Annotated in this window: 40 protein-coding genes; 35 read left to right on the top strand and 5 right to left on the bottom strand. The window is 47.4% G+C overall.

What is annotated here, in order from left to right:
• Nucleotides 1–102: 102 nt before the first annotated feature.
• From rpsJ to truA, 35 genes are all read left to right on the top strand, one after another.
• Nucleotides 103–411 carry a 30S ribosomal protein S10 gene (gene rpsJ / locus DESRU_RS01565; protein WP_013840370.1) on the top strand — a complete coding sequence of 103 codons (309 nt, stop codon included), beginning with the start codon at nucleotides 103–105 and terminating at the stop codon, nucleotides 409–411.
• Nucleotides 412–485: 74 nt separating this feature from the next.
• Complete coding sequence (gene rplC / locus DESRU_RS01570) at nucleotides 486–1,115, top strand: 50S ribosomal protein L3 (RefSeq protein WP_013840371.1); 630 nt, start codon at nucleotides 486–488, stop codon at nucleotides 1,113–1,115.
• A 35-nt stretch (nucleotides 1,116–1,150) separates the two neighbouring features.
• Entirely contained in the window at nucleotides 1,151–1,771 is a 621-nt protein-coding gene (gene rplD / locus DESRU_RS01575) for a 50S ribosomal protein L4 (RefSeq protein ID WP_013840372.1), read from the top strand.
• The gene (gene rplW, locus DESRU_RS01580; protein ID WP_013840373.1) at nucleotides 1,771–2,058 is read left to right on the top strand and encodes a 50S ribosomal protein L23; all 288 of its coding nucleotides are present in this window, start codon (nucleotides 1,771–1,773) and stop codon (nucleotides 2,056–2,058) included. The genes rplD and rplW overlap by 1 nt, the downstream gene beginning before the upstream one ends.
• Before the next feature lie 14 nt (nucleotides 2,059–2,072).
• The gene (gene rplB, locus DESRU_RS01585) at nucleotides 2,073–2,897 is read left to right on the top strand and encodes a 50S ribosomal protein L2 (RefSeq protein WP_013840374.1); all 825 of its coding nucleotides are present in this window, start codon (nucleotides 2,073–2,075) and stop codon (nucleotides 2,895–2,897) included.
• Nucleotides 2,898–2,971: 74 nt separating this feature from the next.
• Nucleotides 2,972–3,256 carry a 30S ribosomal protein S19 gene (gene rpsS, locus DESRU_RS01590; protein WP_013840375.1) on the top strand — a complete coding sequence of 95 codons (285 nt, stop codon included), beginning with the start codon at nucleotides 2,972–2,974 and terminating at the stop codon, nucleotides 3,254–3,256.
• 19 nt (nucleotides 3,257–3,275) lie between these two features.
• On the top strand, nucleotides 3,276–3,617 hold the full coding sequence (gene rplV, locus DESRU_RS01595; protein WP_013840376.1) for a 50S ribosomal protein L22: 342 nt from the start codon (nucleotides 3,276–3,278) through the stop codon (nucleotides 3,615–3,617).
• A 4-nt stretch (nucleotides 3,618–3,621) separates the two neighbouring features.
• Entirely contained in the window at nucleotides 3,622–4,287 is a 666-nt protein-coding gene (rpsC, locus tag DESRU_RS01600; RefSeq protein WP_013840377.1) for a 30S ribosomal protein S3, read from the top strand.
• 3 nt (nucleotides 4,288–4,290) lie between these two features.
• On the top strand, nucleotides 4,291–4,725 hold the full coding sequence (rplP, locus tag DESRU_RS01605) for a 50S ribosomal protein L16 (RefSeq protein WP_013840378.1): 435 nt from the start codon (nucleotides 4,291–4,293) through the stop codon (nucleotides 4,723–4,725).
• A complete protein-coding gene (rpmC, locus tag DESRU_RS01610; protein ID WP_013840379.1) occupies nucleotides 4,715–4,918 on the top strand; it encodes a 50S ribosomal protein L29 in 204 nt (67 codons plus the stop codon). Before rplP ends, rpmC begins: the two co-directional genes overlap by 11 nt.
• A gap of 35 nt (nucleotides 4,919–4,953) precedes the next feature.
• On the top strand, nucleotides 4,954–5,223 hold the full coding sequence (gene rpsQ / locus DESRU_RS01615; protein ID WP_013840380.1) for a 30S ribosomal protein S17: 270 nt from the start codon (nucleotides 4,954–4,956) through the stop codon (nucleotides 5,221–5,223).
• A 36-nt stretch (nucleotides 5,224–5,259) separates the two neighbouring features.
• Nucleotides 5,260–5,628 (top strand): 50S ribosomal protein L14, encoded by a 369-nt coding sequence (gene rplN, locus DESRU_RS01620; RefSeq protein ID WP_013840381.1) that lies wholly within the window; start codon nucleotides 5,260–5,262, stop codon nucleotides 5,626–5,628.
• Nucleotides 5,629–5,720: 92 nt separating this feature from the next.
• Nucleotides 5,721–6,041: a 50S ribosomal protein L24 gene (gene rplX / locus DESRU_RS01625; RefSeq protein WP_013840382.1), complete on the top strand. Its 321-nt coding sequence runs from the start codon at nucleotides 5,721–5,723 to the stop codon at nucleotides 6,039–6,041.
• Nucleotides 6,042–6,068: 27 nt separating this feature from the next.
• Complete coding sequence (gene rplE, locus DESRU_RS01630) at nucleotides 6,069–6,614, top strand: 50S ribosomal protein L5 (RefSeq protein WP_013840383.1); 546 nt, start codon at nucleotides 6,069–6,071, stop codon at nucleotides 6,612–6,614.
• A gap of 24 nt (nucleotides 6,615–6,638) precedes the next feature.
• Entirely contained in the window at nucleotides 6,639–6,824 is a 186-nt protein-coding gene (locus DESRU_RS01635) for a type Z 30S ribosomal protein S14 (RefSeq protein ID WP_013840384.1), read from the top strand.
• Nucleotides 6,825–6,845: 21 nt separating this feature from the next.
• The gene (rpsH, locus tag DESRU_RS01640) at nucleotides 6,846–7,244 is read left to right on the top strand and encodes a 30S ribosomal protein S8 (RefSeq protein ID WP_013840385.1); all 399 of its coding nucleotides are present in this window, start codon (nucleotides 6,846–6,848) and stop codon (nucleotides 7,242–7,244) included.
• Between the two features lie 23 nt (nucleotides 7,245–7,267).
• A complete protein-coding gene (gene rplF / locus DESRU_RS01645; protein ID WP_013840386.1) occupies nucleotides 7,268–7,816 on the top strand; it encodes a 50S ribosomal protein L6 in 549 nt (182 codons plus the stop codon).
• An 18-nt stretch (nucleotides 7,817–7,834) separates the two neighbouring features.
• The gene (rplR, locus tag DESRU_RS01650) at nucleotides 7,835–8,203 is read left to right on the top strand and encodes a 50S ribosomal protein L18 (protein WP_013840387.1); all 369 of its coding nucleotides are present in this window, start codon (nucleotides 7,835–7,837) and stop codon (nucleotides 8,201–8,203) included.
• A gap of 30 nt (nucleotides 8,204–8,233) precedes the next feature.
• Nucleotides 8,234–8,734 carry a 30S ribosomal protein S5 gene (gene rpsE / locus DESRU_RS01655; protein ID WP_013840388.1) on the top strand — a complete coding sequence of 167 codons (501 nt, stop codon included), beginning with the start codon at nucleotides 8,234–8,236 and terminating at the stop codon, nucleotides 8,732–8,734.
• A gap of 12 nt (nucleotides 8,735–8,746) precedes the next feature.
• Nucleotides 8,747–8,926, top strand: coding sequence for a 50S ribosomal protein L30 (rpmD, locus tag DESRU_RS01660; RefSeq protein WP_013840389.1), 180 nt, complete (start codon nucleotides 8,747–8,749; stop codon nucleotides 8,924–8,926).
• 13 nt (nucleotides 8,927–8,939) lie between these two features.
• Nucleotides 8,940–9,380 carry a 50S ribosomal protein L15 gene (rplO, locus tag DESRU_RS01665; RefSeq protein WP_013840390.1) on the top strand — a complete coding sequence of 147 codons (441 nt, stop codon included), beginning with the start codon at nucleotides 8,940–8,942 and terminating at the stop codon, nucleotides 9,378–9,380.
• A gap of 2 nt (nucleotides 9,381–9,382) precedes the next feature.
• Nucleotides 9,383–10,642, top strand: a complete 1,260-nt coding sequence (secY, locus tag DESRU_RS01670; RefSeq protein WP_013840391.1) for a preprotein translocase subunit SecY — start codon at nucleotides 9,383–9,385, stop codon at nucleotides 10,640–10,642.
• A gap of 12 nt (nucleotides 10,643–10,654) precedes the next feature.
• Nucleotides 10,655–11,401, top strand: a complete 747-nt coding sequence (gene map / locus DESRU_RS01675; protein ID WP_013840392.1) for a type I methionyl aminopeptidase — start codon at nucleotides 10,655–10,657, stop codon at nucleotides 11,399–11,401.
• A 40-nt stretch (nucleotides 11,402–11,441) separates the two neighbouring features.
• Entirely contained in the window at nucleotides 11,442–11,750 is a 309-nt protein-coding gene (locus DESRU_RS01680) for a KOW domain-containing RNA-binding protein (RefSeq protein WP_013840393.1), read from the top strand.
• Between the two features lie 6 nt (nucleotides 11,751–11,756).
• Nucleotides 11,757–11,975, top strand: coding sequence for a translation initiation factor IF-1 (infA, locus tag DESRU_RS01685; protein WP_013840394.1), 219 nt, complete (start codon nucleotides 11,757–11,759; stop codon nucleotides 11,973–11,975).
• Between the two features lie 31 nt (nucleotides 11,976–12,006).
• Nucleotides 12,007–12,120 carry a 50S ribosomal protein L36 gene (rpmJ, locus tag DESRU_RS01690; RefSeq protein ID WP_003544690.1) on the top strand — a complete coding sequence of 38 codons (114 nt, stop codon included), beginning with the start codon at nucleotides 12,007–12,009 and terminating at the stop codon, nucleotides 12,118–12,120.
• A gap of 21 nt (nucleotides 12,121–12,141) precedes the next feature.
• Nucleotides 12,142–12,513: a 30S ribosomal protein S13 gene (gene rpsM, locus DESRU_RS01695; RefSeq protein WP_013840395.1), complete on the top strand. Its 372-nt coding sequence runs from the start codon at nucleotides 12,142–12,144 to the stop codon at nucleotides 12,511–12,513.
• Nucleotides 12,514–12,537: 24 nt separating this feature from the next.
• The gene (gene rpsK / locus DESRU_RS01700) at nucleotides 12,538–12,927 is read left to right on the top strand and encodes a 30S ribosomal protein S11 (protein ID WP_013840396.1); all 390 of its coding nucleotides are present in this window, start codon (nucleotides 12,538–12,540) and stop codon (nucleotides 12,925–12,927) included.
• Nucleotides 12,928–12,947: 20 nt separating this feature from the next.
• Nucleotides 12,948–13,574: a 30S ribosomal protein S4 gene (rpsD, locus tag DESRU_RS01705; protein ID WP_013840397.1), complete on the top strand. Its 627-nt coding sequence runs from the start codon at nucleotides 12,948–12,950 to the stop codon at nucleotides 13,572–13,574.
• A 48-nt stretch (nucleotides 13,575–13,622) separates the two neighbouring features.
• Nucleotides 13,623–14,570, top strand: coding sequence for a DNA-directed RNA polymerase subunit alpha (locus DESRU_RS01710; RefSeq protein WP_013840398.1), 948 nt, complete (start codon nucleotides 13,623–13,625; stop codon nucleotides 14,568–14,570).
• Between the two features lie 14 nt (nucleotides 14,571–14,584).
• Entirely contained in the window at nucleotides 14,585–14,923 is a 339-nt protein-coding gene (gene rplQ / locus DESRU_RS01715; protein ID WP_013840399.1) for a 50S ribosomal protein L17, read from the top strand.
• A 169-nt stretch (nucleotides 14,924–15,092) separates the two neighbouring features.
• On the top strand, nucleotides 15,093–15,956 hold the full coding sequence (locus DESRU_RS01720; protein WP_238446341.1) for an energy-coupling factor transporter ATPase: 864 nt from the start codon (nucleotides 15,093–15,095) through the stop codon (nucleotides 15,954–15,956).
• The gene (locus DESRU_RS01725; protein ID WP_013840401.1) at nucleotides 15,941–16,813 is read left to right on the top strand and encodes an energy-coupling factor transporter ATPase; all 873 of its coding nucleotides are present in this window, start codon (nucleotides 15,941–15,943) and stop codon (nucleotides 16,811–16,813) included. The genes DESRU_RS01720 and DESRU_RS01725 overlap by 16 nt, the downstream gene beginning before the upstream one ends.
• A 234-nt stretch (nucleotides 16,814–17,047) precedes the next feature.
• Nucleotides 17,048–17,854 (top strand): energy-coupling factor transporter transmembrane component T family protein, encoded by an 807-nt coding sequence (locus DESRU_RS01730; protein WP_013840402.1) that lies wholly within the window; start codon nucleotides 17,048–17,050, stop codon nucleotides 17,852–17,854.
• Between the two features lie 34 nt (nucleotides 17,855–17,888).
• Complete coding sequence (gene truA / locus DESRU_RS01735; RefSeq protein WP_013840403.1) at nucleotides 17,889–18,644, top strand: tRNA pseudouridine(38-40) synthase TruA; 756 nt, start codon at nucleotides 17,889–17,891, stop codon at nucleotides 18,642–18,644.
• Nucleotides 18,645–18,878: 234 nt separating this feature from the next.
• On the opposite strand, the gene DESRU_RS01740 is transcribed toward truA, so the two are convergent.
• From DESRU_RS01740 to DESRU_RS01760, 5 genes are all read right to left on the bottom strand, one after another.
• The gene (locus DESRU_RS01740; RefSeq protein ID WP_013840404.1) at nucleotides 18,879–19,583 is read right to left on the bottom strand and encodes a hypothetical protein; all 705 of its coding nucleotides are present in this window, start codon (nucleotides 19,581–19,583) and stop codon (nucleotides 18,879–18,881) included.
• Between the two features lie 568 nt (nucleotides 19,584–20,151).
• Nucleotides 20,152–21,465, bottom strand: coding sequence for a uracil-xanthine permease family protein (locus DESRU_RS01745; RefSeq protein WP_013840405.1), 1,314 nt, complete (start codon nucleotides 21,463–21,465; stop codon nucleotides 20,152–20,154).
• Nucleotides 21,466–21,748: 283 nt separating this feature from the next.
• Entirely contained in the window at nucleotides 21,749–23,146 is a 1,398-nt protein-coding gene (locus tag DESRU_RS01750; protein ID WP_187290602.1) for an S-layer homology domain-containing protein, read from the bottom strand.
• A 213-nt stretch (nucleotides 23,147–23,359) separates the two neighbouring features.
• Nucleotides 23,360–23,779 (bottom strand): phage holin family protein, encoded by a 420-nt coding sequence (locus tag DESRU_RS01755; RefSeq protein WP_013840408.1) that lies wholly within the window; start codon nucleotides 23,777–23,779, stop codon nucleotides 23,360–23,362.
• Nucleotides 23,780–23,794: 15 nt separating this feature from the next.
• A complete protein-coding gene (locus DESRU_RS01760) occupies nucleotides 23,795–24,307 on the bottom strand; it encodes a sigma-70 family RNA polymerase sigma factor (protein ID WP_013840409.1) in 513 nt (170 codons plus the stop codon).
• Nucleotides 24,308–24,543 lie beyond the last annotated feature (236 nt).

Consider the following 24,543-nt stretch of genomic DNA (forward strand, 5'->3'; position numbering starts at 1 on the left):
AACCTCGAAAAGTGGCTAGCGATGAAGTGGAAGGTTGCTCGTAATTTTGAGGGAATTTTCATGGAGCAGTCCGCAAAATCGGACGTAAGGAGGGCTTATCCTATGAAAAGCCAAAAGATTAGAATCAGGCTAAAGGCCTTTGATCATCAGATGCTGGACCAGTCTGCAGTCAAGATTGTCGACACCGCCAAAAGAACCGGTGCGCAAGTTGCAGGACCTGTTCCGCTTCCTACTGAAAAAAGTATCTACACCATTCTGCGTTCCCCCCACGTAAACAAAGACTCCCGGGAACAGTTTGAAATGCGTGTACACAAGCGTTTAATCGATATCCTGGAACCCACACCGAAGACCGTTGATGCGCTCATGCGCTTGGATCTGCCTGCTGGCGTGGATATTGAAATTAAACTGTAATTGTAACCCCGAGAGTGTATGTTAGAAGCCCAATGGGCTTCTAACCTCTGACTATAACAGGAGGTGCTTAAACCATGCCAAAAGGAATTCTTGGCAAAAAAGTGGGCATGACCCAAATTTTTACTGATAGAGGTGTTGCCATTCCGGTGACTGTTGTTGAAGCCGGTCCCTGCGTGGTAGTACAAAAAAAGACCGTTGACAATGATGGCTACAATGCCATCCAAATGGGTTTTGGCGTTAAACGGGAAAACCTGATCAATAAACCTGTCAAGGGTCACCTGGCCAAAGCCGGCGTGCGTCCGGTACGTTTTCTGCGGGAACTGAAAATAGAAGATCCCGAGAATTTCCAACTGGGTCAGGAAATTAAAGCAGACATCTTTGGCGAAGGCGAAAAGGTAGACGTGGTAGGAACCAGCAAAGGGAAGGGATTCGCCGGCGGCATCAAGCGTCACAATTTCCACCGCGGACCCATGGCTCACGGTTCCAAATATCACCGTCGGCCCGGTTCCTCCGCTGCGAAGGGCCCTGCTCGGACCTTCAAAGGCAGAAAGCTTCCCGGCCATATGGGTTTTGCCCGGGTAACCGTACAGAACCTGGAAGTGGTTAAGGTGGATGCTGAACGTAATTTGCTTGCCATTAAAGGTGCGGTACCCGGTCCCCGGGGCGGCCTGTTACTGGTAAAGAATAGCGTCAAAGCCAAGTAGCGGTGACGCGCGGCGAAAGGAGGACTGTGAATCGTATGCCTAAAGTAGCTTTATATAATATTAGCGGCGAGCAAGTGGGCGAAGTTGAACTCAATGATGCGATTTTCGGTATCGAGCCCAACGAACCCGTTTTGCACGACGCCGTAGTAATGCAGCTTGCCAACCAACGGCAAGGAACTCACGACACCAAGACCAGAGCAGAAGTACGTGGCGGCGGACGCAAACCCTGGCGTCAAAAGGGCACCGGTCGCGCCCGGGCGGGCAGCACTCGTTCACCCATCTGGCGTTCCGGCGGTGTGGTATTCGGACCTCATCCCCGTGACTACTCCTACTCTTTGCCCAAGAAAGTGCGCCGTCTGGCTCTGAAGTCGGCCCTTTCCAGCAAAGTGCTGGATAATGACATCATCGTATTGGATGGTTTAACCATGGATGCGCCCAAGACCAAAGAAATGTCCCGCATTCTGGGCAACCTGAAAGCTGACAAGGCCCTGGTGGTAACTGCCGATCGGGATGTGAACGTGGAAAAGTCGGCGCGCAACATTGAAGGGGTTAAACCTCTAAAAGCCGAAGGCGTAAATGTTTACGATCTGTTAAAATACACCAAGTTGGTGATTACCAAAGACGCCGTTGCTAAGATTGAGGAGGTGCTGGCGTAATGAAGAACCCGCGCGATATCCTCATCAAGCCGGTGGTAACCGAAAAAAGTACCGCACTGTTGGCAGACAACAAATATACCTTTATCGTAGAACTGAATGCTAACAAAACGGAAATTAAAAAGGCTGTTGAGGAAATCTTCAAAGTCAAGGTGGAAAATGTGAATACCATGCGGGTGAAAGGCAAAACCAAACGGGTTCGCCAATTCACCGGCAAAACGCCTGACCGTAAAAAGGCCATTGTAACCCTGAAGGAAGGCGACAAGATCGAGATCTTTGAAGGACTGTAAGGAGGGAAGCCCAGGTGGCAGTTAAAAATTTTAAACCGACCTCACCTGGCCGCCGGTTTGTTACCGTCTCCGACTTTAGCGAGATAACCAAGACCGAACCAGAGAAATCTCTGCTGGAGCCTCTTAAGAAGACCGGAGGACGCAATGCCCAGGGTCGCTTGACCGTAAGGCACCAGGGTGGCGGCCACAAGCGGATGTTCCGCTTAATTGACTTCAAGCGTAAAAAAGACGGCATTCCTGCCAAGGTTGCCTCTGTCGAATACGATCCGAACCGTTCCGCTCGTATTGCTCTGCTGCACTACGCGGATGGGGAAAAACGTTACATTCTGGCCCCGGTGGGCCTGAAAGTGGGAACGACCATTGTATCGGGACCGGATTCGGACATTAAGGTAGGCAATTGTTTACCCTTGAAGAATATTCCCGTTGGTACCGTGGTACACAACATTGAACTGCACCCCGGCGCCGGAGCCCAACTGGTACGTTCTGCTGGCGGCTCTGCCCAGTTAATGGCCAAGGAAGGCAAACATGCCACCCTGCGCCTGCCCTCGGGCGAAATGCGTATGGTGCTGCAGGAATGCCGGGCCACCATTGGTCAGGTAGGAAACCTTGAACACGAAAACATTACCATTGGTAAAGCCGGGCGCTCCCGCCATCTGGGAATCAGACCCACCGTTCGCGGTAAGGTAATGAACCCGGTTGATCACCCCCACGGTGGTGGTGAAGGACGTAACCCCATCGGCCGGAACCCCGTTACTCCCTGGGGCAAACCCGCACAGGGCGCACGGACCCGCGGCAAGAAGAAAAGCGATCGCCTGATCGTAAAACGGCGTAATAAGTAATACACTTAGGGAGGGTGCAACACACCCGGCCCCGTGAGTATGGAAGATGAGCATGTTCCGGAAGGAGGTTCATGATGACTCGTTCTCTTAAAAAAGGACCCTTTATTGACGATCACCTCTTGAAGAAAATCGAACAGATGAATGAGAAGGGCGAGAAAAAGGTTATTAAAACCTGGTCCCGTCGTTCCACCATCTTCCCGCAGATGATTGGTCATACCATTGCTGTATATGACGGCCGCAAGCATATCCCGGTTTATGTAACGGAAGATATGGTAGGGCACAAACTGGGTGAGTTCGCACCCACCCGCGTATACCGGGGCCACGGTGGTCACACCGAAAGATCCTCGGCGCTTAAGTAACCACAGAGGGGGCAAAACGATGGAAGCGAGAGCAATCGCCAAATTTATCCGCGTATCCCCGCGTAAAGCCCGCATGGTAGTCGATTTGATTCGGGGCAAGAAACTGGAGGAAGCCTTAGCCATTTTGCGCTACACTCCCAATAAAGCTACCGATGCCGTGACCAAAGTGGTCAAATCTGCTGCTGCTAACGCGGAACACAATTATGAAATGGATCGGGATGAAATTTTTATATCTGCCATTTATGTCGATCAAGGCCCAAGTCTCAAGCGTGTTATGCCCAGGGCCATGGGTCGCGCGGATATAATTAAAAGAAAAACCAGCCACATTACCGTAGTGGTCTCGGATAAAAAGGAGGGATAATTGCGTGGGCCAGAAGGTTAACCCGAAGGGTTTACGTATCGGCATCATCAAAGACTGGGATGGAAAATGGTTTGCGGATAAACGCAATTACTCCAATTTATTGATCGAAGATGTTAAGATTCGTGAGTTCATTAAAAAGAAACTTTACCAGGCCGGTATAGCCAAAATTCAAATTGAACGTGCGGCTAACCGCGTAAAAATTTCCATTCATACTGCCAAACCCGGTATCGTCATTGGCCGTGGGGGCGCGGAAGTGGAAAACCTGCGCAAGCAGTTGGAAAAAATGACTGCCAAACAGGTGAATGTCAACATTGTAGAAATCAAAACACCGGAAGTGGATGCCCAACTGGTAGCGGAAAACATTGCTTCCCAACTGGAAAAACGGATCGCTTTCCGCCGGGCTATGAAGCAAACGGTTCAACGCTCCTTGAGACTGGGAGCCAAAGGCATTAAGATTGCCTGCAGCGGTCGTCTGGGTGGAGCTGAAATTGCCCGTACCGAATGGTACAGCGAAGGCAAAGTGCCTCTGCATACCCTGCGTGCAGACATTGATTATGGTTTCGCAGAAGCCAATACCACTTACGGTAAAATTGGCGTTAAAGTATGGATTTATAAAGGAGAAGTTTTGCCGGAAGCGAAAAAACCCGCAGCCGGTCAAGGAGGCGAGTAACCGATGCTTATTCCGAAGAGGGTTAAATATCGCAAGCAGCATCGCCCCCGTGGTAACGGTGGTGTGGCCAAAGGCGGCGCTGAAGTAAGCTTCGGCGAATACGGAATCCAGGCCCTGGAGGCCGGGTGGATTACCAACCGTCAGATCGAGGCTGCTCGTATTGCGATGACCCGTTATATTAAACGTGGTGGTAAAGTATGGATCCGCATATTTCCGGATAAGCCCATTACCCAAAAACCCGCTGAAACCCGTATGGGTTCCGGTAAAGGGGCGCCGGAGCATTGGGTGGCTGTGGTTAAACCCGGACGCGTGATGTTTGAAGTAGCCGGCGTACCCGAAGCCACTGCCCGGGAGGCCATGCGTTTAGCCATGCACAAGTTACCGGTTCAGTGCAAGTTTGTAAAACGCGGGGAAGTAGGTGAAGCCAATGAAAGTTAAAGAACTCAGAGATCTTTCCGATCTTGAAATATCTAAAAAGATTGATGACTCCAAGGATGAGCTCTTTAAATTAAGATTTCAACTGGCCACCGGACAACTGGATAACCCCATGAAGATTAAAGAATGCAAGCGGAGAATTGCCCGTTTAAAAACCGTTGAGACTGAAAGAAAGATGGGCATTCGCCAGGCTTAATCTGGTAAATAGTCGTCGACCAGGAAGGAGGTACGATGGTGGAGCAACAGCGTAATCTGCGTAAAGTCCGTCAGGGCAGAGTGGTAAGCGATAAAATGGATAAAACCGTTGTGGTAGCCGTAGAAGATCGCATCCGTCACCCGCTATATAACCGCACCATCCGTCAAACCAAGAAATTTAAAGCCCATGATGAAGAAAACAGCTGCCGTACCGGTGATACTGTCCGCATCATGGAGACCCGCCCGCTGTCCAAGGAGAAGCGCTGGCGTGTAGTTGAGATCCTGGAACGGGCCGAACAAATTTAATTACGGCTTTACCGGGCACGAAGGGAGGTCAAATCCGTGATTCAAGTTCAGACCATGCTGAAGGCTGCTGATAACACCGGGGCCCGCAAGCTCATGTGCATCAGGGTTCTGGGTGGCTCCCTGCGCCGCTATGCCGGTGTGGGAGATATTATTGTTGCCTCTGTTAAAGAAGCTACACCCGGCGGCGTTGTTAAAAAAGGCGATGTCGTTAAGTGTGTGGTGGTACGTACGGTGAAAGAGTTACGCCGGGAAGACGGTTCCTATATCAAATTCGATGAGAATGCTGCTGTGGTCATTAAAGATGATAAAAGCCCCAGAGGTACCCGTATCTTTGGACCTGTAGCCCGGGAACTGCGTGAAAAGGATTTCATGAAAATTGTATCCCTGGCACCGGAAGTAATTTAGCAAAGCTGTGAGGTAAGGGTGGTAGGAGAGTTCATCTATCCAACCTCTCACTTCCCACTTCTCACCTCTCATATAGGGGGTGTAATGGCAACATGCCAAAGGTTCACGTTCGCAAGGGCGATACCGTTTTAGTGATAACCGGCAAAAGCGCCGGGAAAAAAGGAAAAGTAGTCTCCGTTGAGCCGGAAAAAAGCCGCTTGATTGTTGAAGGCGTAAATATTGTTAAGCGTCACCAAAAGGCCACTCCTAAGATGCCTCAGGGAGGTATCGTAGAAAAAGAGGCCCCCATCCATAGCTCCAATGTTATGCTGTATTGCGGGAAATGCAACAAGCCGACCCGGATCCAGAAAAAAATGCTGGAAAACGGGAAAAAAGAGCGTGTTTGCAAACATTGTGGCGAAACACTCAGCTAACAGCGGAGTCGGAAAGGAGGAGAAAAAGTGGCAAGGCTAAAGGATAAATACCTGAATGAAGTTGTACCGGCTTTAATGCAAAAGTTTGGTTACAAGAACATCATGCAGGTTCCTAAACTGGAGAAAGTCGTTATCAATATTGGACTGGGCGAAGCCATTCAAAACAGCAAGGCCGTGGACGCCGCTGTGAACGATCTGATGACCGTTACCGGTCAGCGGCCGATCACCACCAAGGCCAAGAAATCCATCGCTGCCTTCAAGCTTCGTGCCGGAATGACCATTGGAACTAAGGTTACCCTGCGCGGAGAGCGCATGTATGAATTTGCCGACAGGCTCTTCAATATCGCACTGCCCCGGGTTCGTGACTTCCGTGGTGTTTCCGACAAATCCTTTGATGGCCGCGGCAATTACAATATGGGAATCAAAGAGCAGTTAATCTTCCCGGAAATTGAATACGACAAGATTGATAAAGTGCGCGGTATGGATGTTTGTTTTGTAACAACAGCCAAAACCGATGAAGAAGCCAGAGAGCTGCTTAGACTGATGGGCATGCCCTTTATTAAAGCAAGCTAAACTTCCGGCAAAGGAGGGTATTCGATGGCCAAAAAATCTATGATTAACAAGGCAAACCGGCCGCAGAAGTTTACAGTGCGTGCGCATAACCGCTGCAAATTGTGTGGTCGGCCCCACGGCTATATGCGAAAGTTTGGTATCTGCCGTATTTGCTTCCGCGAACTTTCCTATAAAGGCGAGATTCCCGGAGTAAAGAAAGCTAGCTGGTAATCAGGAAGGAGGTTGCATCACATGGTCATGACCGATCCCATTGCGGATTTTCTAACCAGGATACGCAATGCCAATACGGTTTACCATGATAAAGTAGAAGCCCCGGCCTCCAATGTAAAAAAGGCCATTGCAGAACTTTTAAAGCAAGAGGGCTATATTAAAGATTATGAAACCGTAGAAGATGGTAAACAAGGTGTTTTAAGACTGTATCTAAAATATGGCGGCAGCAAGCAGCGCGTTATTACCGGCTTAAAAAGAATTTCCAAACCCGGTCTGCGGGTTTACGCCAAAAAAGACCAGGTTCCCAAGGTACTGGGTGGTCTGGGGATTGCCATTGTATCTACTTCCCAGGGAATTATGACCGACAAACAAGCGCGTCAGGCTGGACTGGGCGGCGAGGTTATTTGCTACGTATGGTAGCTTGCGTACAGGAGGTGTGATTGATGTCCAGGATTGGTAAAAAGCCAATTCCAGTGCCCCAAGGGGTTGACATCCAGATCAATGGCAACAATGTTCTGGTTAAAGGACCCAAGGGTCAGATGGAAAGGGAATTCCACCGGGATATGATGATTAAACTGGAGGATGGCACTCTGCTGGTTGAACGCCCCAGTGATGCGAAGGACCACCGTTCACTGCATGGTTTAAGCCGGACTCTGCTCAGCAATATGGTGGAAGGGGTAACCAAAGGCTTCCAGCGCAACCTTGAACTGGTGGGCGTAGGTTACCGGGCTGCCAAACAAGGCAATAAACTGGTGCTAACTGTGGGTTACTCCCACCCGGTAGAGATGGATCCTCCTGCCGGTATTGAAATTGAAGTTCCTGCACCCACCAAAATCAGCATCAAAGGTTATGACAAGCAAGTGGTGGGTCAATTTGCAGCCAACGTTCGTGCCGTGCGGGAACCCGAGCCTTATAAAGGCAAAGGGATTAAATACGAGGGTGAACGTATCCGTCGTAAGGCCGGCAAGGCAGGCGGCAAAGGCAAGAAATAGGGAAGGAGTTGAATCCGGTTGCTTACCAAACCCGACCGTAAAGCGATTCGTGCCAAGCGCCGTCGCAGAGTACGGAATAAGATTTTGGGCACAGCGGAAAGGCCGCGTCTTAACGTGTTCCGCAGCTTAAATAACATTTATGCCCAACTCATTAATGATGAAACTGGCGTGACCGTGGTTGCTGCTTCAACCCTGTCGCCGGAATTAAAGGGCCAGTTGAAGAGCGGCGGCAACTTAGAAGCCGCTAAAGCCGTTGGCAGCCTGATAGGGAAACAGGCCCTGGAAAAGGGTGTTAAAGAAGTAATCTTTGACCGTGCGGGCTACCTGTATCATGGTCGTGTAAAAGCCCTGGCAGAAGGTGCCAGAGAAGCAGGGCTGGACTTCTAGTCTGGTGACAAAGGAGGGAAGCAACTAAACATGGCGAGAATTGATGCCAGCAAGTTGGAACTATCCGAAAAGGTTGTATTTATAAACCGCGTCGCCAAGGTTGTTAAGGGTGGTCGGCGTTTTAGCTTCTCCGCCCTGGTGGTCGTCGGCGACGGCAATGGTCATGTAGGTGCCGGTCTGGGCAAGGCCGGTGAAGTTCCTGAAGCCATCCGCAAAGGAATTGAAGATGCCAAGAAAAATTTAATTAAAGTACCTTTAAACGGTACCACCATTACCCATGAAGTACAAGGCCGCTTTGGCGCAGGGAAAGTATTAATGAAGCCCGCAGCCAAAGGTACCGGTGTAATCGCCGGAGGTCCTGTACGTGCCATCCTGGAATTGGCCGGAGTTAGAGACATCTTAACCAAGTCTTTGGGCTCCAACAATGCCAACAACATGGTTAGCGCTACCATCGAGGGCCTTAAAATGCTTAAGACTCCCGATGAAGTTGCCCGCTTACGCGGGAAAGCCGTAGAAGAACTGTTAGGTTAGGGGGACGGACAAATGGCCAAGCTGAAGATCACACTGGTTCGCAGTCTTATCGGCAGGCCTGAGGCACAGCGGAAAGTTGTCCGCGCCCTGGGTTTAGGTAAGACCAACAGCGTTATCGAACAACAGGATACCCCCATCATTCGGGGTATGATCAATAAGGTTTCTCACCTGGTTAAGGTTGAGGAAGCCTAAAGGAGGTGTACCGGTGAAACTCTCTGAATTAAGGCCGGCTCCCGGAGCAAGAAGAAAGGCCACCCGTAAGGGTCAGGGTATTGGTTCCGGTTTAGGCAAGACTTCCGGTAAAGGCCACAAGGGTCAAAACGCCAGATCCGGCGGCGGCGTACGCCCCGGTTTTGAAGGCGGCCAAATGCCCATGCAGCGCCGGTTCCCCAAGAGGGGTTTTACGAACATATTTAGAAAGAACATCGTGGCTATTAATTTGGACCAACTGAATGTGTTTGAACCCGGCACGGAAGTAACTCCGGAGGTATTACTGACAGCAGGTTTGATCAAAAAGACTGGCGACGGTGTAAAGATTTTGGGCGATGGGATCATGGAAAAGGCTTTAACCGTAAAAGTACACGCCTTCAGCAAATCGGCAGTTGAGAAGATTACTGCTGCGGGCGGCAAAGCCGAGGTGATTTAAGGGTGTTAAACAGCCTTAAGACTGCGTTCAAACTGGATGAACTGCGGGGCAAGCTGCTTTTTACCCTGGCCATAATTTTTCTGTTCCGGGTTGGCGTTCATATTCCGGTTCCCGGAATTAACCCGGATGCCTTTGCAGATTTGCTTAAGGGCGGAGCATTGCTTGGTTTCTTTGACGTAATCTCCGGGGGTGCCTTCAAAAGAGCCAGTATTTTTGCCATGAGTATCACCCCCTATATTAACGCCTCTATTATCATGCAGCTTTTAACCGTGGTAATCCCACACCTTGAAAGGCTGGCCAAGGAAGGGGAAGAGGGGCGCAAGAAAATTACCCAATATACCCGTTACTTTACCGCTGTGCTGGCTTTTATTCAAGCCATCGGCATGTCCGCGGCTCTGAAAGGCGCACTGGTAAATCCTTCGGTGTGGAACTATCTGATGGTTGCCCTTACCTTCACCGCAGGCACCGTCTTGCTGATGTGGATGGGGGAACAAATTACCGAGAAAGGCATTGGTAACGGGATTTCCTTGCTGATCTTTGCCGGTATCGTTTCCAGAATTCCTTCGGCACTGGTAAGCATTGGTGAATATTTAGAGGCAGGAACCATCAATATTCTGAGCATACTGCTTCTCATCGTCATTGGCACCCTGGTCATTGCCGCAGTGGTTGCGGTACAGGAAGGCCAACGCCGGATTCCCGTGCAGTACGCCAAGCGTGTGGTAGGCCGTCGGGTATACGGAGGTCAGAGTTCCCATCTGCCAATAAAAGTGAATCAGGCCGGTGTTATTCCCATCATCTTTGCTTCTTCACTTTTAATGTTCCCGGGTCAAATTGCTTCCTGGTTCCAGGGCAATAGCGTTGCTGCCTGGTACCTCAAATGGTTTGCCTGGGGCGGTGTTCTGAACAGTCTTTTATATGCCCTGTTAATTATCGGTTTTACCTATTTCTATACCGCGGTTATTATGAACCCGGTGGATATGGCCGAAAATATTAAAAAGTATGGCGGCTTCATACCCGGGCTGCGTCCTGGACGCCCTACCGCCGATTATATCGGCAAGGTTATGAGCAGGATTACCTTGGCCGGGGCGTTATTCCTGGCGATCATTGCCATCTTACCCAACGTTATACTGGCCTTAACCCGTATTCCCAACGTGTACTTTGGTGGAACCGCACTGCTGATTGTAGTAGGCGTTGCCCTGGATACCATGAAACAGATTGAATCTCACCTGTTGATGCGTAGCTACCAGGGGTTTCTTAAGTAGTGGTGAGTTGAAATGATCATTATAAAGACCGAGAGGGAACTCACCTACATGCGGGATGCCGGAAGGCTGGTGGCGGAAACCTTCCAGGAAATCAAGGGATCTGTAAAACCCGGTGTAAGCACCAGGGAACTGGATGCCAAGGCGGAGGATTACATTCTGAAAAAGGGCGCCAAGCCAGCTTTTAAAGGGTATGGCGGGTTTCCCGCCACCCTTTGTACCTCCATTAATGAAGAGGTGGTACACGGCATTCCCGGTTTAAGAAAATTGGAAAATGGGGATATTATTAGCATTGACTGTGGTGCGGTAATAAATGGTTTTGTTGGTGACAGCGCCCTGACCTTGCCTGTGGGGGAGATCAGCCACGAAGCCCAGGAATTGTTAAGGGTCACCGAAGAATCTTTATACGCCGGCATTGCTCAGGCAGTGGAGGGAAATCGCCTTTCCGATGTTTCTCATGCGGTTCAACAATGTATAGAGGGACAGGGCATGTCCGTTGTTCGGGATTATGTAGGCCATGGCATTGGAGCTAAAATGCACGAGGACCCGCAGATTCCTAATTATGGGCGTCCCGGCCGCGGACCCAGGCTGAAGAAAGGTATGACATTGGCAATTGAACCGATGGTTAACCTGGGCACCTTTGAGGTGCGCACGCTACCGGATAACTGGACAGTAGTAACACTCGACGGTAGGTTGTCGGCCCACTTTGAACATACAATCGCCATAACCGATGATACACCAGAAATTCTAACCAAACTTTAAGTGGCCAAGGGCACGGCGAGAGTGTTGGAGGTGCAAGGTTTTGGTTGATGAAGTGAGGCCCGGGCAACTGGTAAGTTCGACCCAGGGGCGTGATGCAGGAAGGTTCTACCTGGTGCTTGATAAGTCAGACCTCTTTGTGATGGTGACCGATGGAAAATTCCGAGGCCTGGAAAAGCCGAAGAAGAAAAACCTCAAACATCTTAAAATCTGGCCGCTGGTGGCAGAGAACCTGGCCCACAAGCTGGCGGAGGAAAGCAAAGTGAGCAATTCCGAGATAGTAGAAATGCTAAAGGATCTGACGGGTTCACTAGAGGAGGAACCTTTACTCAAAGGTAAGGAGGTTGGGTAAAGAGCAATGTCAAAAAGTGATGTTATAGAAGTTGAAGGTAAAGTATTAGAGCCACTTCCGAATGCAATGTTTCGGGTGGAGTTGCAAAATGGGCACAAAGTATTGGCCCATGTATCGGGTAAAATTCGCATGAACTTCATCCGTATACTGCCTGGCGATAGAGTTACGGTGGAACTGTCTCCCTACGACTTAACCCGGGGTCGTATCGTTTACCGCTTTAAGTAAACAAGATCCCATAAAGGAGGGTTATTTATCCATGAAAGTGAGACCATCGGTAAAACCGATTTGTGAAAAATGTAAGATCATCCGCCGTGAAGGTAAGGTTATGGTTATCTGCGAGAACCCCAAGCATAAGCAAAAGCAAGGGTAACACGGGAGGTGTAATCGAAGTATGGCACGTATTGCCGGTGTGGACCTGCCAAAGGATAAAAGGTCGGAAATCGCTCTTACCTACATCTACGGAATTGGTAAGCCCACTGCACAAAAAATTCTGAGCCAAGCCGGTGTAAATCCGGATACTAGAATCAAAGATCTAACCGAAGAAGAAGTGAATAAACTCCGGGACTATATTGATAAAAACGTTAAAGTTGAAGGTGACCTCCGCAGGGAAGTTGCTCTAAACATTAAACGCTTAATTGAGATTGGTTGCTACCGGGGCCTCAGACACCGTCGCGGATTGCCTGTTCGCGGCCAGCGTACAAAAACCAACGCCCGTACCCGCAAGGGTCCCAAAAAGACCGTTGGTGTACGTAGGAAGAAGTAGGGTGAGAGGGGGTAAAGAACAAACATGGCGCGTCGCCAAGTAAGAACAAAACGTAAAGAAAAGAAAAACATCGAGCAGGGTGTAGCACATATCAAGTCTACCTTTAACAATACCATCGTTACCATTACCGACCTCAAAGGCAACTGCCTCGGTTGGAGCAGTGCCGGGCAGGTTGGTTTCAAGGGTTCCCGTAAAAGTACTCCCTTTGCCGCTCAAATGGCTGCCGAAGCAGCTGCCAAGGACGCGATGGAACATGGCCTGAAAGAGGTAGAAGTTACTGTAAAAGGGCCTGGTTCCGGTCGTGAGGCTGCGATCCGTTCTTTACAAGCTGCAGGTTTGGAAGTAAACATGATCAAAGATGTGACTCCAATTCCACACAATGGTTGCCGGCCGCCTAAGCGCCGGAGAGTGTAAAGGGAGGTGTGTGAGTTTCCATGGCAAGATATACAGGTCCCCACTGCCGCTTGTGTCGGCGTGAAGGTCTGAAGTTGTATTTAAAAGGGGAACGTTGCTACACCGGTAAGTGCGCTGTTGACCGCCGTAGCTATGCTCCCGGACAACACGGCCAAGGTCGTAAAAAAATATCCGAATATGGTATTCAACTGCGTGAAAAGCAAAAGGCCCGCCGGATTTACGGCATTCTGGAAAAGCCTTTCCGGGCCTATTTTGAACGGGCTGAGCGGCAACCCGGCGTTACCGGTGAAAACCTGCTTCGTCTTTTGGAGCGCCGCCTGGACAACGTGATCTTCCGTCTGGGTCTGGGTGCTTCCAGGGTGGAAGCCCGCCAACTGGTACGCCACGGGCATTTCACCGTGAACGGGAAGAGAGTGAACATTCCTTCTTTCCAAGTCCGGGTTGGTGACGAAATCAGCGTTCGCGAAAAGAGCAAGTCTTCCCCGCGGGTGAAAGAATTAATCGAGCGGGCCGCAGAGCGTACTCCAGTTGCTTGGCTGGAATATGACGCAAACGAACTTAAGGCCAGGGTAGTGGCACTGCCCAACCGGGATCAAATCGATATTCCGGTTCAAGACCACCTGATTATCGAGTTGTATTCCAGGTAATTGGTCGGTAATTGTTAGTACCGGTCCGGCCAAAGGAGGGTTACCGAATTGTTGGAAATTGAGAAGCCAAAGATTGACATACTGGAACAGAATGAAGATAATACGTACGGTAAATTTATGGTAGAACCGCTGGAGAGAGGCTACGGGATCACCCTGGGCAACTCTCTGCGCAGAATTCTACTTTCCTCCCTGCCTGGAGCTGCTGTTACCTCCGTCAAAATTGACGGAGTGCTGCATGAATTCAGTACTGTTCCAGGTATTCGGGAAGATGTTACTGACATTATCCTGAATCTGAAAAATCTTTGCCTTAAGATTCACAGCGACGAGGAGAAAGTTCTTCGGATTGAAGCGCAAACCGAAGGTCCCGTTACTGCCGGTGATATTATTCATGATGCCGATGTGGAGATTTTAAACCCTGATTTACATTTGGCAACCCTTGATACCGGTGGACGGTTATTTATGGAAATTACCGTAAACAAAGGCCGTGGATATTCTTCTGCTGAGAAGAATAAAAAGGGTGAGCATATTATTGGGGTCATACCCGTCGACTCCGCATATACACCGGTACGCAAAGTGAACTACGCCGTGGAGAATACCCGGGTAGGTCAGATTACCGACTATGACAAGCTCACTCTGGAGGTCTGGACCAACGGCAGTATCCGGCCTGATGAGGCGACCAGCCTGGCTGCCAAAATTTTAAGCGAACATTTAAGACTGTTCATCGGTTTAACCGAAACAGTCAATGATGTTGAAATTATGGTGGAAAAGGAAGAGGAACAAAAGGACAAGATCATGGAAATGACCATTGAAGAACTCGACTTGTCCGTACGCTCCTACAACTGCCTGAAAAGGGCTGGCATCAATACCGTTGAAGAACTGATCCAGCGTAACGAGGAAGACATGATGAAGGTTCGCAACCTGGGCAAAAAGTCACTGGAAGAAGTTGTCAACAAGTTGAACGAACTGGGCCTGTCTCTGAGGAAAGACGACGAGTAAGGGAGGGACGATTTGTGGGTTATCGCAGATTTGGTTTAACCACTGGACACAGAAAAGCTATGCTTAGAAATCTCGTTACCTCTTTATTCCGGGATGAACGGATTGAAACCACCGAACCCAGGGCTAAAGATGTACGCAGCATTGCTGAGAAGCTGGTTACCACTGCCAAAAAGGGTGATTTGGCTGCTCGCCGCCAGTGTTTAGAATATATCTACGAAGAAGAAGTAGTTAAAAAGCTTTTTGATTCCATCGCTCCCAAATATGCTGAACGCCAGGGCGGTTATACCCGTATTGTTAAGGTAGGCTATCGCCGGGGTGACGCAGCAGAAATGGTGCTGTTGGAACTGGTTTAAATCTTTATGGCATTAAGAACTAGCGGAAACCCCCGGATGTGGTTTCCGTTTCGCCTTCTATTGTTCTGAAAGACAAAATGCCAAGTTATATCCTGCCCCGGGGTAACCGCAGAAGCTGTGGCGGGATGCCCCGGGGTTTCTTATTATCAAAAGGGCTAAACTTTTAAACATGCCGGGACAGTTCATGGGTGAAGGGGAAAGCATGAAAGACATCATTATTTCTGTAAACAATTTGTTCTTTCAGTATCCGCAACAGGAGCAATGGGCACTGGAGGATGTTTGCCTGGATATTTATGCCGGTGAATTCTTGGTGCTGTTGGGACCCAATGGATCGGGGAAATCTACTCTGGCCCGGCATCTTAACGGCTTGCTTTTGCCTGCCCGAGGACAGGTGCTGGTGCATGGGTTATCCACCGCCGATGAGCCGGCCCTTTGGGACATCCGGAAAAAGGTGGGCATGGTTTTTCAAAATCCCGACAACCAGTTGGTGGCGGCGCTGGTGGAGGAAGAGATTGCTTTTGGTCTGGAAAATCTGGGTGTTTCACCGGATAATATCGGGGAGCAGATTGTAAAGATCAGCGGCAGGCTGGGTTTGCAGCATCTTTTATCCTCTCCGCCTCACCGGCTTTCCGGGGGCCAAAAGCAAAGGGTAGCCATTGCCTCGGTGCTGGCCCTGGAACCGGATGTGCTGGTGCTGGATGAACCCACCTCCATGCTGGACCCGTCGGGGCGCAAGGATGTCCTGGAGGAAATTCTACGCCTCCGGGAGAGGGGGAAAACCATTGTTCTGGTGACCCATGACATGAATGAAGCCCTGCAGGCAGACAGAGTCCTGGTCTTGAATCAGGGCAAAATTTTTCTTTCAGGAAGTCCGGAAAAATGTTTTAGTCAGGTTGCAGAACTAAAAAAAATTGGATTGGGAATTCCTCCTGCCGCCGAATTGGCAGGCCATTTAAGGCAGAGGGGATTCGGGCTGCCGGATTCCTTACTGCGTGTAGAGGATTGGATTGAATATCTATGCGGGAGGTCATAACCATTAAAAATCTTGAAGTCACCTATGCACCGGAAACCCCCTTTGAACAAAGGGCCCTCCAGAACATCAACATCACCGTTCAGGCCGGGGAATTCAGAGCCATTATCGGGCCCCAGGGTTCGGGCAAATCCACCCTGCTTCAGGTGATGGCAGGCTTAATACCGGGCCGGGGGACCATCCGGGTGTGTGACGAGGACCTTACCTGCAAAAAGACCAGAGCCGGTCTCTGGCGCAAGGCCGGTGTGGTTTTTCAATCGCCCGAGCGTCAGCTCTTTGAAGATACCGTTTTTAATGACGTGGCTTATGGGCCGGTTAATCTTGGTCTGCCTCAGGAAGAGGTGGAGCAGCGGGTTAAGCGGGCGCTGGAGATGGTAAAGCTGGAAGAACAATATCACCGGGTTTCCCCCTTTGCTTTGAGCGGGGGGCAGCAGCGCAGGGCGGCCATTGCCGGGATTCTGGCGCTGCAGCCCGAGGTATTGCTGCTGGATGAACCGACGGCCGGCCTGGACCCAAGGGGCCGCCGGCAGCTAATGGATTTGTTCTCCGAACTTTGCCGGGAACATGGAACCACCGTTGTGCTGGTGACACACGACATGGAAGAGGTGGCCCACCGGGCTCACCGGGTGACCGTCCTGCATCAGGGAAAGATGGCCCTGGAGGGCTCCCCCAGAGATGTGTTTGCCCGAAGACAGGAACTGCAGGAACTGGGTTTGACAGCCCCCTTTGCCGCAGAACTGGCCGGCGCTTTAAAGCAAAGGGAGTTGCCGGTCCGGGGGGATATCATCACCCTTCCCGAAGCGGAAGAGGAAGTGGAGAAGCTGCTGCTTAGGGGCAGGAATTTAGGGTCCAGTTGCTAGACTTAAGGGAAAAGCTCAGGGGTCCAGTTGTTAGCCTTAGGGGTACTACTTAAGGGTCCTGCTGTTAGACTCAAAATATTTATCAAGGTCCTCCTATTTATAATTGATTATTCCCCGAACTACAGGACCTAAAGAAATGCAGTAATAGTCTAACAACAGGACCCCAAAGAAATGCCTATAAGGCTAACAGCCGCTCCCTAAAGAAATACCACAAAGACAACCGGAGGCCATTCCATGTCACTCTTTTCAAGCATTACCATTGGACAATATTACCCGGGCAATTCCCTGGTGCACCGTTTGGATCCCCGGGCGAAACTCTTGGCAGTGCCCCTGCTGGTGGCTGCCGGCCTTCTGGCTAAAGGACCGGCCGGTTATCTGGCGGCAGGCGTCCCTGTATTGATGGCGCTGGCAGTTTCTGGGGTCCCGGTGGCAGCCTTTTGGCGGGGCATGCGATTCCTGTGGGTTCTTTTGTTTATCAGCCTGATCTTTCACGCCCTGTCCTATCCGGGGCAAATTCTATGGCAGTGGGGACCGTTAGAGTTTACCCGTGAGGGACTGGTCTCCGGGGGAAAAGTGATTTACCGGTTGTCCGTGATTATTCTGGCGGGCATGCTGCTGACCATGACCACCACCCCGGTTTTACTAACCGGGGGCTTGGAAAAACTGCTGCAGCCCTTTAAAAGATTCGGTCTGCCGGCCCATGAACTGGCCATGATGATGACCATTGCCCTGCGCTTTATTCCCACCCTGCTGGAAGAGGCTGAAGCGGTAATGAAAGCCCAGCAGGCCAGGGGGGGCTCCATCGCCAGCGGTTCTGCCGGGCAAAGACTGAAGGCGGCGGTGGCCTTGCTGGTTCCCCTGCTGGCCGGTTCCCTGAGAAGGGCGGAGGATTTGGCCACGGCCATGGAGGCCCGGGGCTACCGGGGAGATGTGAAAAGGAGCAGTTTCAGGCAGTTTACCTACAGCTCATGGGATTTTGCGGTGCTTTTGTTTGTATTTTTTTCCCTGGTTATGGTGGTGATGGACCGGTGGGTAATTTGATTTTGTTCGACGTGGGGATCAGGGGGATTGGCAGATGAGTACCCGGAATATCAAATTAACGGTAGCCTATGACGGCACCCATTATCATGGCTTTCAAGAGCAGCGGGGCACCGGGCTGCCCACCGTTCAGGAGGCCCTGGAAGCTGTGCTGAGTCAATTGGCCCAAAAACCGGTTCAAGTCATCGGGGCGGGACGCACCGATGCAGGGGTTCACGCCCTGGGCCAGGTGGTCAATTTTCGCTGCGATCCCTGGCGGATACCGGTGGAAAGAACCCCCCTGGCCATGAACCCCCTGCTCCCGGCGGACATTTCAGTTTTAAAGGCGGAGCCGGTGCCGCAGGACTTTCACGCCCGGTTTTCCGCCATTGCCAAAACCTACCGTTACTCCATTTATCACCACCGGATCATGTCGCCGCTGCAGCGGCTCTACTGCCACCACGAACCGAGGCGGCTGGACACCGGGGCCATGAAGCAGGCGGCCCAATATCTGCTGGGCACCCACGATTTTAAAAGCTTTCAGGCCCAGGGCACCCCGGTAAGGGATACCGTAAGGACCATCTACCGGGCGGAAGTGGTTGAAGAGGGGCCTTTGATTCATATTTATGTAAGGGGAAACGGATTTCTCTACAATATGGTGCGCATTATTGCCGGCACCCTGCTGAAGGCAGGTCTGGGTAAGATCAAACCGGAGGAAATGGAGCACATTATCGCCTCCAAAAACCGCGTTCTGGCAGGGGTCACAGTCCCTCCCCGGGGCTTATGCCTGATGGAAGTGGAGTACTCCAAATAGTAATGCATTTCTTTGCGTGGACATTAGTTTTGGGGATCTCCTTAAAGATCATTGAAAACTACTTAATAGAATGACATAGTCAGGTTATATAAGGCATAAAAATTTAACATAATTTAGAAAAAGAAAATCGCCCTAAAAGGGCGATTTGTTATTTAAGAGCGGTAATATAAGCTCAATTCTCGTAACCAACATATCAATCTGGGCTTTGATCTGTTTTAATGAATATTATTTTCGCTATGGTAAGCCAATGGGATTTCTAAAACTAATGGAAGATGTATCAGATACATATCCGTTTGTTTCAGATTCCGAATATCTGTATCTAGTACTATCTATAGTTCCATCATCAGAATATATGTTTCGACGAGAATTACTAGTACTCATTTTTACGTAGGTTCCACTTGTTGTAGTAAGGGTACTTTCAAAAAACTTGGCATTTTTGTAATAAGCAGCTGAAGGAATGTAGGGATTTCGATTTGCTGCGATACAACACTCTCTGTTGATGGCAGCTCCAGCGGCAAAAGCATTATAGGCATTTTGCGTAATATAAATATCAAAAATTCCTAGTACAGAGCCGCCAGTGGTTTCAATACTTGTCCTTAAATAATTAGGAGGTACAAGACTACTTTTAAGGACATAGGTTTGTCCGGCTGTTAAAGATACTACTTTTTCTTCGCCACTAAGGGGGTCTTGGGGATTTTTGGTTGCCTTATTAAGTGCATGGAAAGAAAGCATCCATTTCTTATTTCTGTAAATAACACCAATATCTATCCCGTAGGTGGATCCTTTATAAAAACCATGGAAGAACTCAGGGAAAATTCCATCATATTGACCTGAAGAATCACTTACACAGTCAAACTCAGAAGGAATTTGCAATTTACTGGCAATAGCTACATAGATTTGACTATTCGTACCTCGGTTGGGGACATGATAACCACCCATTTTTTATTACTCCTTTCAAAATATAATTGTTTTTGCATCCGTTACTGGCCAGTAAGTTTTGCATCACATTCTTTATAGAGGAAAAAGGTACCCTAAATGACAACCAAAAAATTTTTTTATTAATTTAATTTTTTTGTAAAAGAATGTCCCCGAAAGATGTTTATACGGAATAATTCATAAGGTTTGTCGCCAGACTGTTTATATCAAAAAATGAATCCGGAAAAAATGGAGTATAAAATGAAAACTATCGTCAGCACGCCTGAACCTTTTGCTTCAATTAAAGGGTTTAGGATCTGACAAGGGAGTGGTATGATGATTTTAATATTGAGGCATGTATCTTATGATTGCATTTGCAACGCTCGTTGTTTTAATTATAAAAAGAAATAACCGCCCCTGATCAAGGTTTGCGGTTATTTCTAAATGAAGCTAACCGTTTCTGGTTAGATAACTTAGGAAGGGAGTGTGTCGAGCATATGCCCATTGCAAAACAAGGGGACAGGGATTATGTTTTTTAATAAGTCCCTCGAATTGTATTACAATACAGCAGCATGTTAAATTGCCTGATTGTCTATGGCTTTTTAAATACCTCGCTATTTCTTCTTCGATAAATAACATTTTCTAGGATTAAAACGGATAATACACCGATAACAAAGCCATTCCCCATAATGGGTCTTAGTGAACTAGGAAAGCTGTTTGCTATATTCGGGGGGAGGAAAGAAATGATTATACTTAGCATGAGAGGCAACCCCATAATTAAACCATTTTCAAACTTGAATCCCCCGGTTGTGTTAAAGGCAACCAATAACCCCGAGGAAATTTGTGCACACATAATATAAATGAGTACGCTTCCCGTCACTGCCGAAGGAATGCTCCCGATAAAGGCAATTGTCGAGGGCAAAAATGAAAGCAGCAATAGCCCGAAAGCAGTGGGGATGAGAGTAAATCTAGAAGCTACACCGGTGGAGGCGATTACGCCGGGGCTTAAGGAAAAATTGACCGGTCCGATAACACCGAACAGCCCAGACAGAATGTTGCCCAATCCGGTAAATGAAACACCTCTCGTAATCCGCTTTTCCATATTGTCCGGCCGGATGATTTCCCCAATGGATTGAATTGAACCCAGGTCATTAATGGACAAAGCTAAAAAGCAAATGAGAAAAGAGATTAAAACACTAGGGTCTAGGGAAAAATCAAGGCTTACATGTCTAAAAAAACTGGAGATCGGGCTAAAATTCTGATGATAACTTATTCCGGTATACTGTGGGAAAAGGAGCATATAGAGCGCAGTTCCAATAATAACAGCCCAAATAATCAGGGTTGTCTTCCAAAGCCCCGTTAAACGCTGGTTGGCCCAGAACATACCAAGAACAAAAATAAAGACAAAACACAAATTTTGCACTGGAGCTACCTGCTGGGAAGCAAAAATTAAATTGATAATCATAGGTGTAAGCGTAAGTGCAATTAAAATCAGAATGGTTGCTATCACCTGCGGTGTAAAAAGCTTCTTCACTTTGGCAAATAATCCGGTAGCACTTAAGAGCAAAAGAATCATACCGCTAATTAAAATGGAAGAATAAATGGTACTGGTGCTGCTCCCCTGGCTTGCGGCAATACCCACCAGTAATACTGCTGCGGGACCTATAATTAATGGTAATCGATGTCCCCACAGCACTTGTGCCAAGAGGGAAACTGCCGATACAAAAAACAGTTTTTGCAGATAAACCACTTGATCCAATGGATCGCTAAAGTGCAGCCCCACGATGGCTTTGCCAATAATAATGATAATTGGGACGATAATGGCCAGCCATTGTAATCCAAATAACAATAGCTCTGTCAAAGGGGGAATATCATCTAGACCATATTTAAAATTTATTTTATTCAATATTTAAGAACCTCCCAATTAGTATTAAAATTAATTCGATATATTATAAGAAATTCCTGGAGATGAAATATTTACATAAATTTGGATCTAGCCTAATCTCTGACCTTGAGTAGATTAAATATGACAACGTTACTTAAAACCCTTGAGAGAACGCAAAACGGAATGTCAGCCTTCCTGGACTTTTTAGTTGCAACTAAAAAGTCCAGGAAGGCTGACAATGGTACAGAATATAAAGAGTACATCTTTATGGCTATCTTTAAAATCAATTTGCTGGACACGTATACTATTGAATTGAATTTAAAATAACTGTGGCTGCTTCGGCTCGAGTGGCATTTTCCTTAGGTTTAAAGGTACCATCAGGATAACCCTTCATCATATTGTGTTCGATTGCAATTGTAACCGATTCTTTTGCCCATGTCGAAATATCTTTACCATCCGTAATGCTAAATTCCTGGAAGGAAAAGTCAAGTTTTTTTGCTTTTACCATAATAACAGCCATTTCTTCCCGGGTAATAAGTTCATCCGGCCTGAAAGTCCCGTCTTGATAACCGTTGAGAATTCCGCAGGCATTGGCTGTGGTGATTGCATCTTTTGCCCAGTGGTTTTGTATATCCATAAATACTTTTCCCTGTACCGGCTCAAGTTTAAGTGCTTTTACCAAAATCGTAACGAATTCAGCCCTGGTTATCGGATGATCCGGACGGAAGCAGCCATCTGGGTAGCCAGAAACAAAACCATTGGTTACTAATTTTTTAATCGTATCTTTTGCCCAATGATTGGAAGTATCCATAAATATTTCGGATAGAGGGTCTTCCTGGTCACTCTTATAGCACCAAACACCGTCGAAGGTTCCGACATAAACAATTCCATGATAATCGAATAAACAGTTAATCTGCGGCATTTCCTCCATTGTTCCATTTGCCGCTCCTAACCGCGACCAATCGGTCTGGTCCCAGACCCATACATCGCTGCCAAGTACTCCTGCCAACAGCTTGCCGTTAAAACTAAGCAGGCAAGACACGTGAGCACCACCTGATAAGGTAGGTAATGGGGTTTTCCCGGTTACAGGTTTCCAAACATTATTTTCTAAGATCCGTACGCCCTGGTTCATTAATCCTATAAACAACTTATTATCCACTGTTGCTAGACTTGAAACACCGTATCCCGCTGCAGATAACTCGCCTGTCTCCGACCAAATATCTCCATTCCATGCCCATACCTTATTAGGATGAATTGCATAAAGAACACCATTTGTACTAGTCAGACCGCAACTTGTATTTGTAGGAGGTAAGTTGCCTAGCATAGACCACATAAAGCCGTTCCATACATAGACTCCACTACCCGTTCCGGCATAAAGCATCCCATTATGGACGACAATTTGCGAGTCATTTGATAAATTACCTACCATCGACCATGTCTGTCCATCCCACTTCCAAACGCCGACAGCGGTTCCTGCGTATAATGAACCGTTATAAGCAGTAATATTTCTAGTATATACTGCGTCACCTAATAGTCCTTGGGGACCCCCTACCTGGGACCAGGTTTTTTCTTTCAGCACCCAAACACCATTGGAACCTGTTCCGGCATAAAGTAGCCCATTGTGGACAGTTAGGCTTACAACATTGGCATTATCTCCCGTAAGTGGAGGTTGCCCCACCTGTTGCCATATTTCATTATTCATGGCATAAACCGGAGATATAATACACCAGCTCAACAATAGAGTAGTGATCCAGGTTAGAAAAATTTTCCTCATGAAGAACACCGTCCTTGTTCTTATTTTGTTGTGCTATAATATAAGATCTCTCATTAATATAAGACTTTCTTAATCTAAAAAAGGTTTCGCATTAAAATACATTTTTATAAATTAATTAAAATTACGTTTGAATAAATTATTTTAAGAACGTTTTTGTTTACTTTGGTCATCTGTTTGAATTTTTAATTTTTCTAAAGTTCTTACCAGTAAAGGTGGTAATGGAACTCCCATCTTACCTAAATTTTCTAGAATACTTAGACCTTCATTGGTTATGTAGAACCAAATAGTCATCGTTCGAAGTAGGGGATCTTCCAAACCCGTAGTCATATCAAGAAGGTGGGCAAGAGCGACCACGAAAAAAATACCTACCTTTCTCATAATACCTCTGAAACCAATTTCACTATTAAGGCTATTATTTATAACTGAAGATGCTACTCCTGTAATGTAATCAAATAAAACCAAAATAATTAAGGTTCGAATAATTAAGTCAAACCCTCCCAAAAAATAGGTGCCTAGGGTGCCAGACGTCGCTATAATAAAACTAATCACCTTATTATCCATTTTTTCTCCTTAATTTTAAGAACTATAGTATACTTTTTGAAGTTTATCTTTTAAAATATTTAGAGCTTTTTTTTGAGTTTTGAATACTGCTTGCCTAGAGATATTTAGTATACTGGCGGTTTTGGAATATGAATAATCTAATAATATCCTATATTCAATAACTTCTCGTTGCTTTTGAGATAAGGACTTTAGTGCATTTTTTATATCAATTTTGATATCTAAATCAATATTGTTTTCGGAGATGTACTTTAACTTATCTAATTCTGTAGCAACTTCCTTTTGACTAATTAACTCTTGCTTCTTATTCAGTCTTATAAATTCATTTTTTATTGATTTTGCTATATAACTAGTGATTACTCTCTCGTTTTCAGTATTAGGAATTTTCTTAATTAATTCTAATAAAAATATTGTTAAATCACTTTCAGCCTCTTCATAAAATAACCTCTTGCTATACTTTTTAATAAGGGGCTGAAATTTTTCAATTATTAGAAGAATATTTGAATTATTTTTGAAATTACTTTTAAACATAAATACATAATCACCTCTTTTTAATAAAAGAGGTTTTGTATGTTTGTTCTGTTAACCACATCGACAAATCACCACAAAATATTACAATTAGAGGCATGCATCTTCCTAGTTTCTTTGGAGTACTTATTGGATTATCTATGTATCGATACTAGTTAGCTCAAGACCATTTTTAGTAATCTTGGTATTTCTTGATTTTTAGAAAAGAATTCAAATCTCCAAAATTTGCAGAAATAAAT

This window comes from Desulforamulus ruminis DSM 2154, assembly GCF_000215085.1.
Classification (GTDB): Bacteria; Bacillota; Desulfotomaculia; order Desulfotomaculales; family Desulfotomaculaceae; genus Desulfotomaculum; species Desulfotomaculum ruminis.

What these genes read in the sequence shown, in the direction of transcription:
- rpsJ (WP_013840370.1), top strand. Translation starts at nt 103, where the DNA reads ATGAAAAGCCAAAAGATTAGAATCAGGCTAAAGGCCTTTGATCATCAG.
- rplC (WP_013840371.1), top strand. Translation starts at nt 486, where the DNA reads ATGCCAAAAGGAATTCTTGGCAAAAAAGTGGGCATGACCCAAATTTTT.
- rplD (WP_013840372.1), top strand. Translation starts at nt 1,151, where the DNA reads ATGCCTAAAGTAGCTTTATATAATATTAGCGGCGAGCAAGTGGGCGAA.
- rplW (WP_013840373.1), top strand. Translation starts at nt 1,771, where the DNA reads ATGAAGAACCCGCGCGATATCCTCATCAAGCCGGTGGTAACCGAAAAA.
- rpsS (WP_013840375.1), top strand. Translation starts at nt 2,972, where the DNA reads ATGACTCGTTCTCTTAAAAAAGGACCCTTTATTGACGATCACCTCTTG.
- rplV (WP_013840376.1), top strand. Translation starts at nt 3,276, where the DNA reads ATGGAAGCGAGAGCAATCGCCAAATTTATCCGCGTATCCCCGCGTAAA.
- rplP (WP_013840378.1), top strand. Translation starts at nt 4,291, where the DNA reads ATGCTTATTCCGAAGAGGGTTAAATATCGCAAGCAGCATCGCCCCCGT.
- rpmC (WP_013840379.1), top strand. Translation starts at nt 4,715, where the DNA reads ATGAAAGTTAAAGAACTCAGAGATCTTTCCGATCTTGAAATATCTAAA.
- rpsQ (WP_013840380.1), top strand. Translation starts at nt 4,954, where the DNA reads ATGGTGGAGCAACAGCGTAATCTGCGTAAAGTCCGTCAGGGCAGAGTG.
- rplX (WP_013840382.1), top strand. Translation starts at nt 5,721, where the DNA reads ATGCCAAAGGTTCACGTTCGCAAGGGCGATACCGTTTTAGTGATAACC.
- DESRU_RS01635 (WP_013840384.1), top strand. Translation starts at nt 6,639, where the DNA reads ATGGCCAAAAAATCTATGATTAACAAGGCAAACCGGCCGCAGAAGTTT.
- rpsH (WP_013840385.1), top strand. Translation starts at nt 6,846, where the DNA reads ATGGTCATGACCGATCCCATTGCGGATTTTCTAACCAGGATACGCAAT.
- rplF (WP_013840386.1), top strand. Translation starts at nt 7,268, where the DNA reads ATGTCCAGGATTGGTAAAAAGCCAATTCCAGTGCCCCAAGGGGTTGAC.
- rpsE (WP_013840388.1), top strand. Translation starts at nt 8,234, where the DNA reads ATGGCGAGAATTGATGCCAGCAAGTTGGAACTATCCGAAAAGGTTGTA.
- rpmD (WP_013840389.1), top strand. Translation starts at nt 8,747, where the DNA reads ATGGCCAAGCTGAAGATCACACTGGTTCGCAGTCTTATCGGCAGGCCT.
- map (WP_013840392.1), top strand. Translation starts at nt 10,655, where the DNA reads ATGATCATTATAAAGACCGAGAGGGAACTCACCTACATGCGGGATGCC.
- infA (WP_013840394.1), top strand. Translation starts at nt 11,757, where the DNA reads ATGTCAAAAAGTGATGTTATAGAAGTTGAAGGTAAAGTATTAGAGCCA.
- rpmJ (WP_003544690.1), top strand. Translation starts at nt 12,007, where the DNA reads ATGAAAGTGAGACCATCGGTAAAACCGATTTGTGAAAAATGTAAGATC.
- rpsM (WP_013840395.1), top strand. Translation starts at nt 12,142, where the DNA reads ATGGCACGTATTGCCGGTGTGGACCTGCCAAAGGATAAAAGGTCGGAA.
- rpsK (WP_013840396.1), top strand. Translation starts at nt 12,538, where the DNA reads ATGGCGCGTCGCCAAGTAAGAACAAAACGTAAAGAAAAGAAAAACATC.
- rpsD (WP_013840397.1), top strand. Translation starts at nt 12,948, where the DNA reads ATGGCAAGATATACAGGTCCCCACTGCCGCTTGTGTCGGCGTGAAGGT.
- DESRU_RS01720 (WP_238446341.1), top strand. Translation starts at nt 15,093, where the DNA reads ATGCCGGGACAGTTCATGGGTGAAGGGGAAAGCATGAAAGACATCATT.
- DESRU_RS01725 (WP_013840401.1), top strand. Translation starts at nt 15,941, where the DNA reads ATGCGGGAGGTCATAACCATTAAAAATCTTGAAGTCACCTATGCACCG.
- DESRU_RS01730 (WP_013840402.1), top strand. Translation starts at nt 17,048, where the DNA reads ATGTCACTCTTTTCAAGCATTACCATTGGACAATATTACCCGGGCAAT.
- truA (WP_013840403.1), top strand. Translation starts at nt 17,889, where the DNA reads ATGAGTACCCGGAATATCAAATTAACGGTAGCCTATGACGGCACCCAT.
- DESRU_RS01740 (WP_013840404.1), bottom strand. Translation starts at nt 19,583, where the DNA reads ATGGGTGGTTATCATGTCCCCAACCGAGGTACGAATAGTCAAATCTAT.
- DESRU_RS01750 (WP_187290602.1), bottom strand. Translation starts at nt 23,146, where the DNA reads ATGAATAATGAAATATGGCAACAGGTGGGGCAACCTCCACTTACGGGA.
- DESRU_RS01755 (WP_013840408.1), bottom strand. Translation starts at nt 23,779, where the DNA reads ATGGATAATAAGGTGATTAGTTTTATTATAGCGACGTCTGGCACCCTA.
- DESRU_RS01760 (WP_013840409.1), bottom strand. Translation starts at nt 24,307, where the DNA reads ATGTTTAAAAGTAATTTCAAAAATAATTCAAATATTCTTCTAATAATT.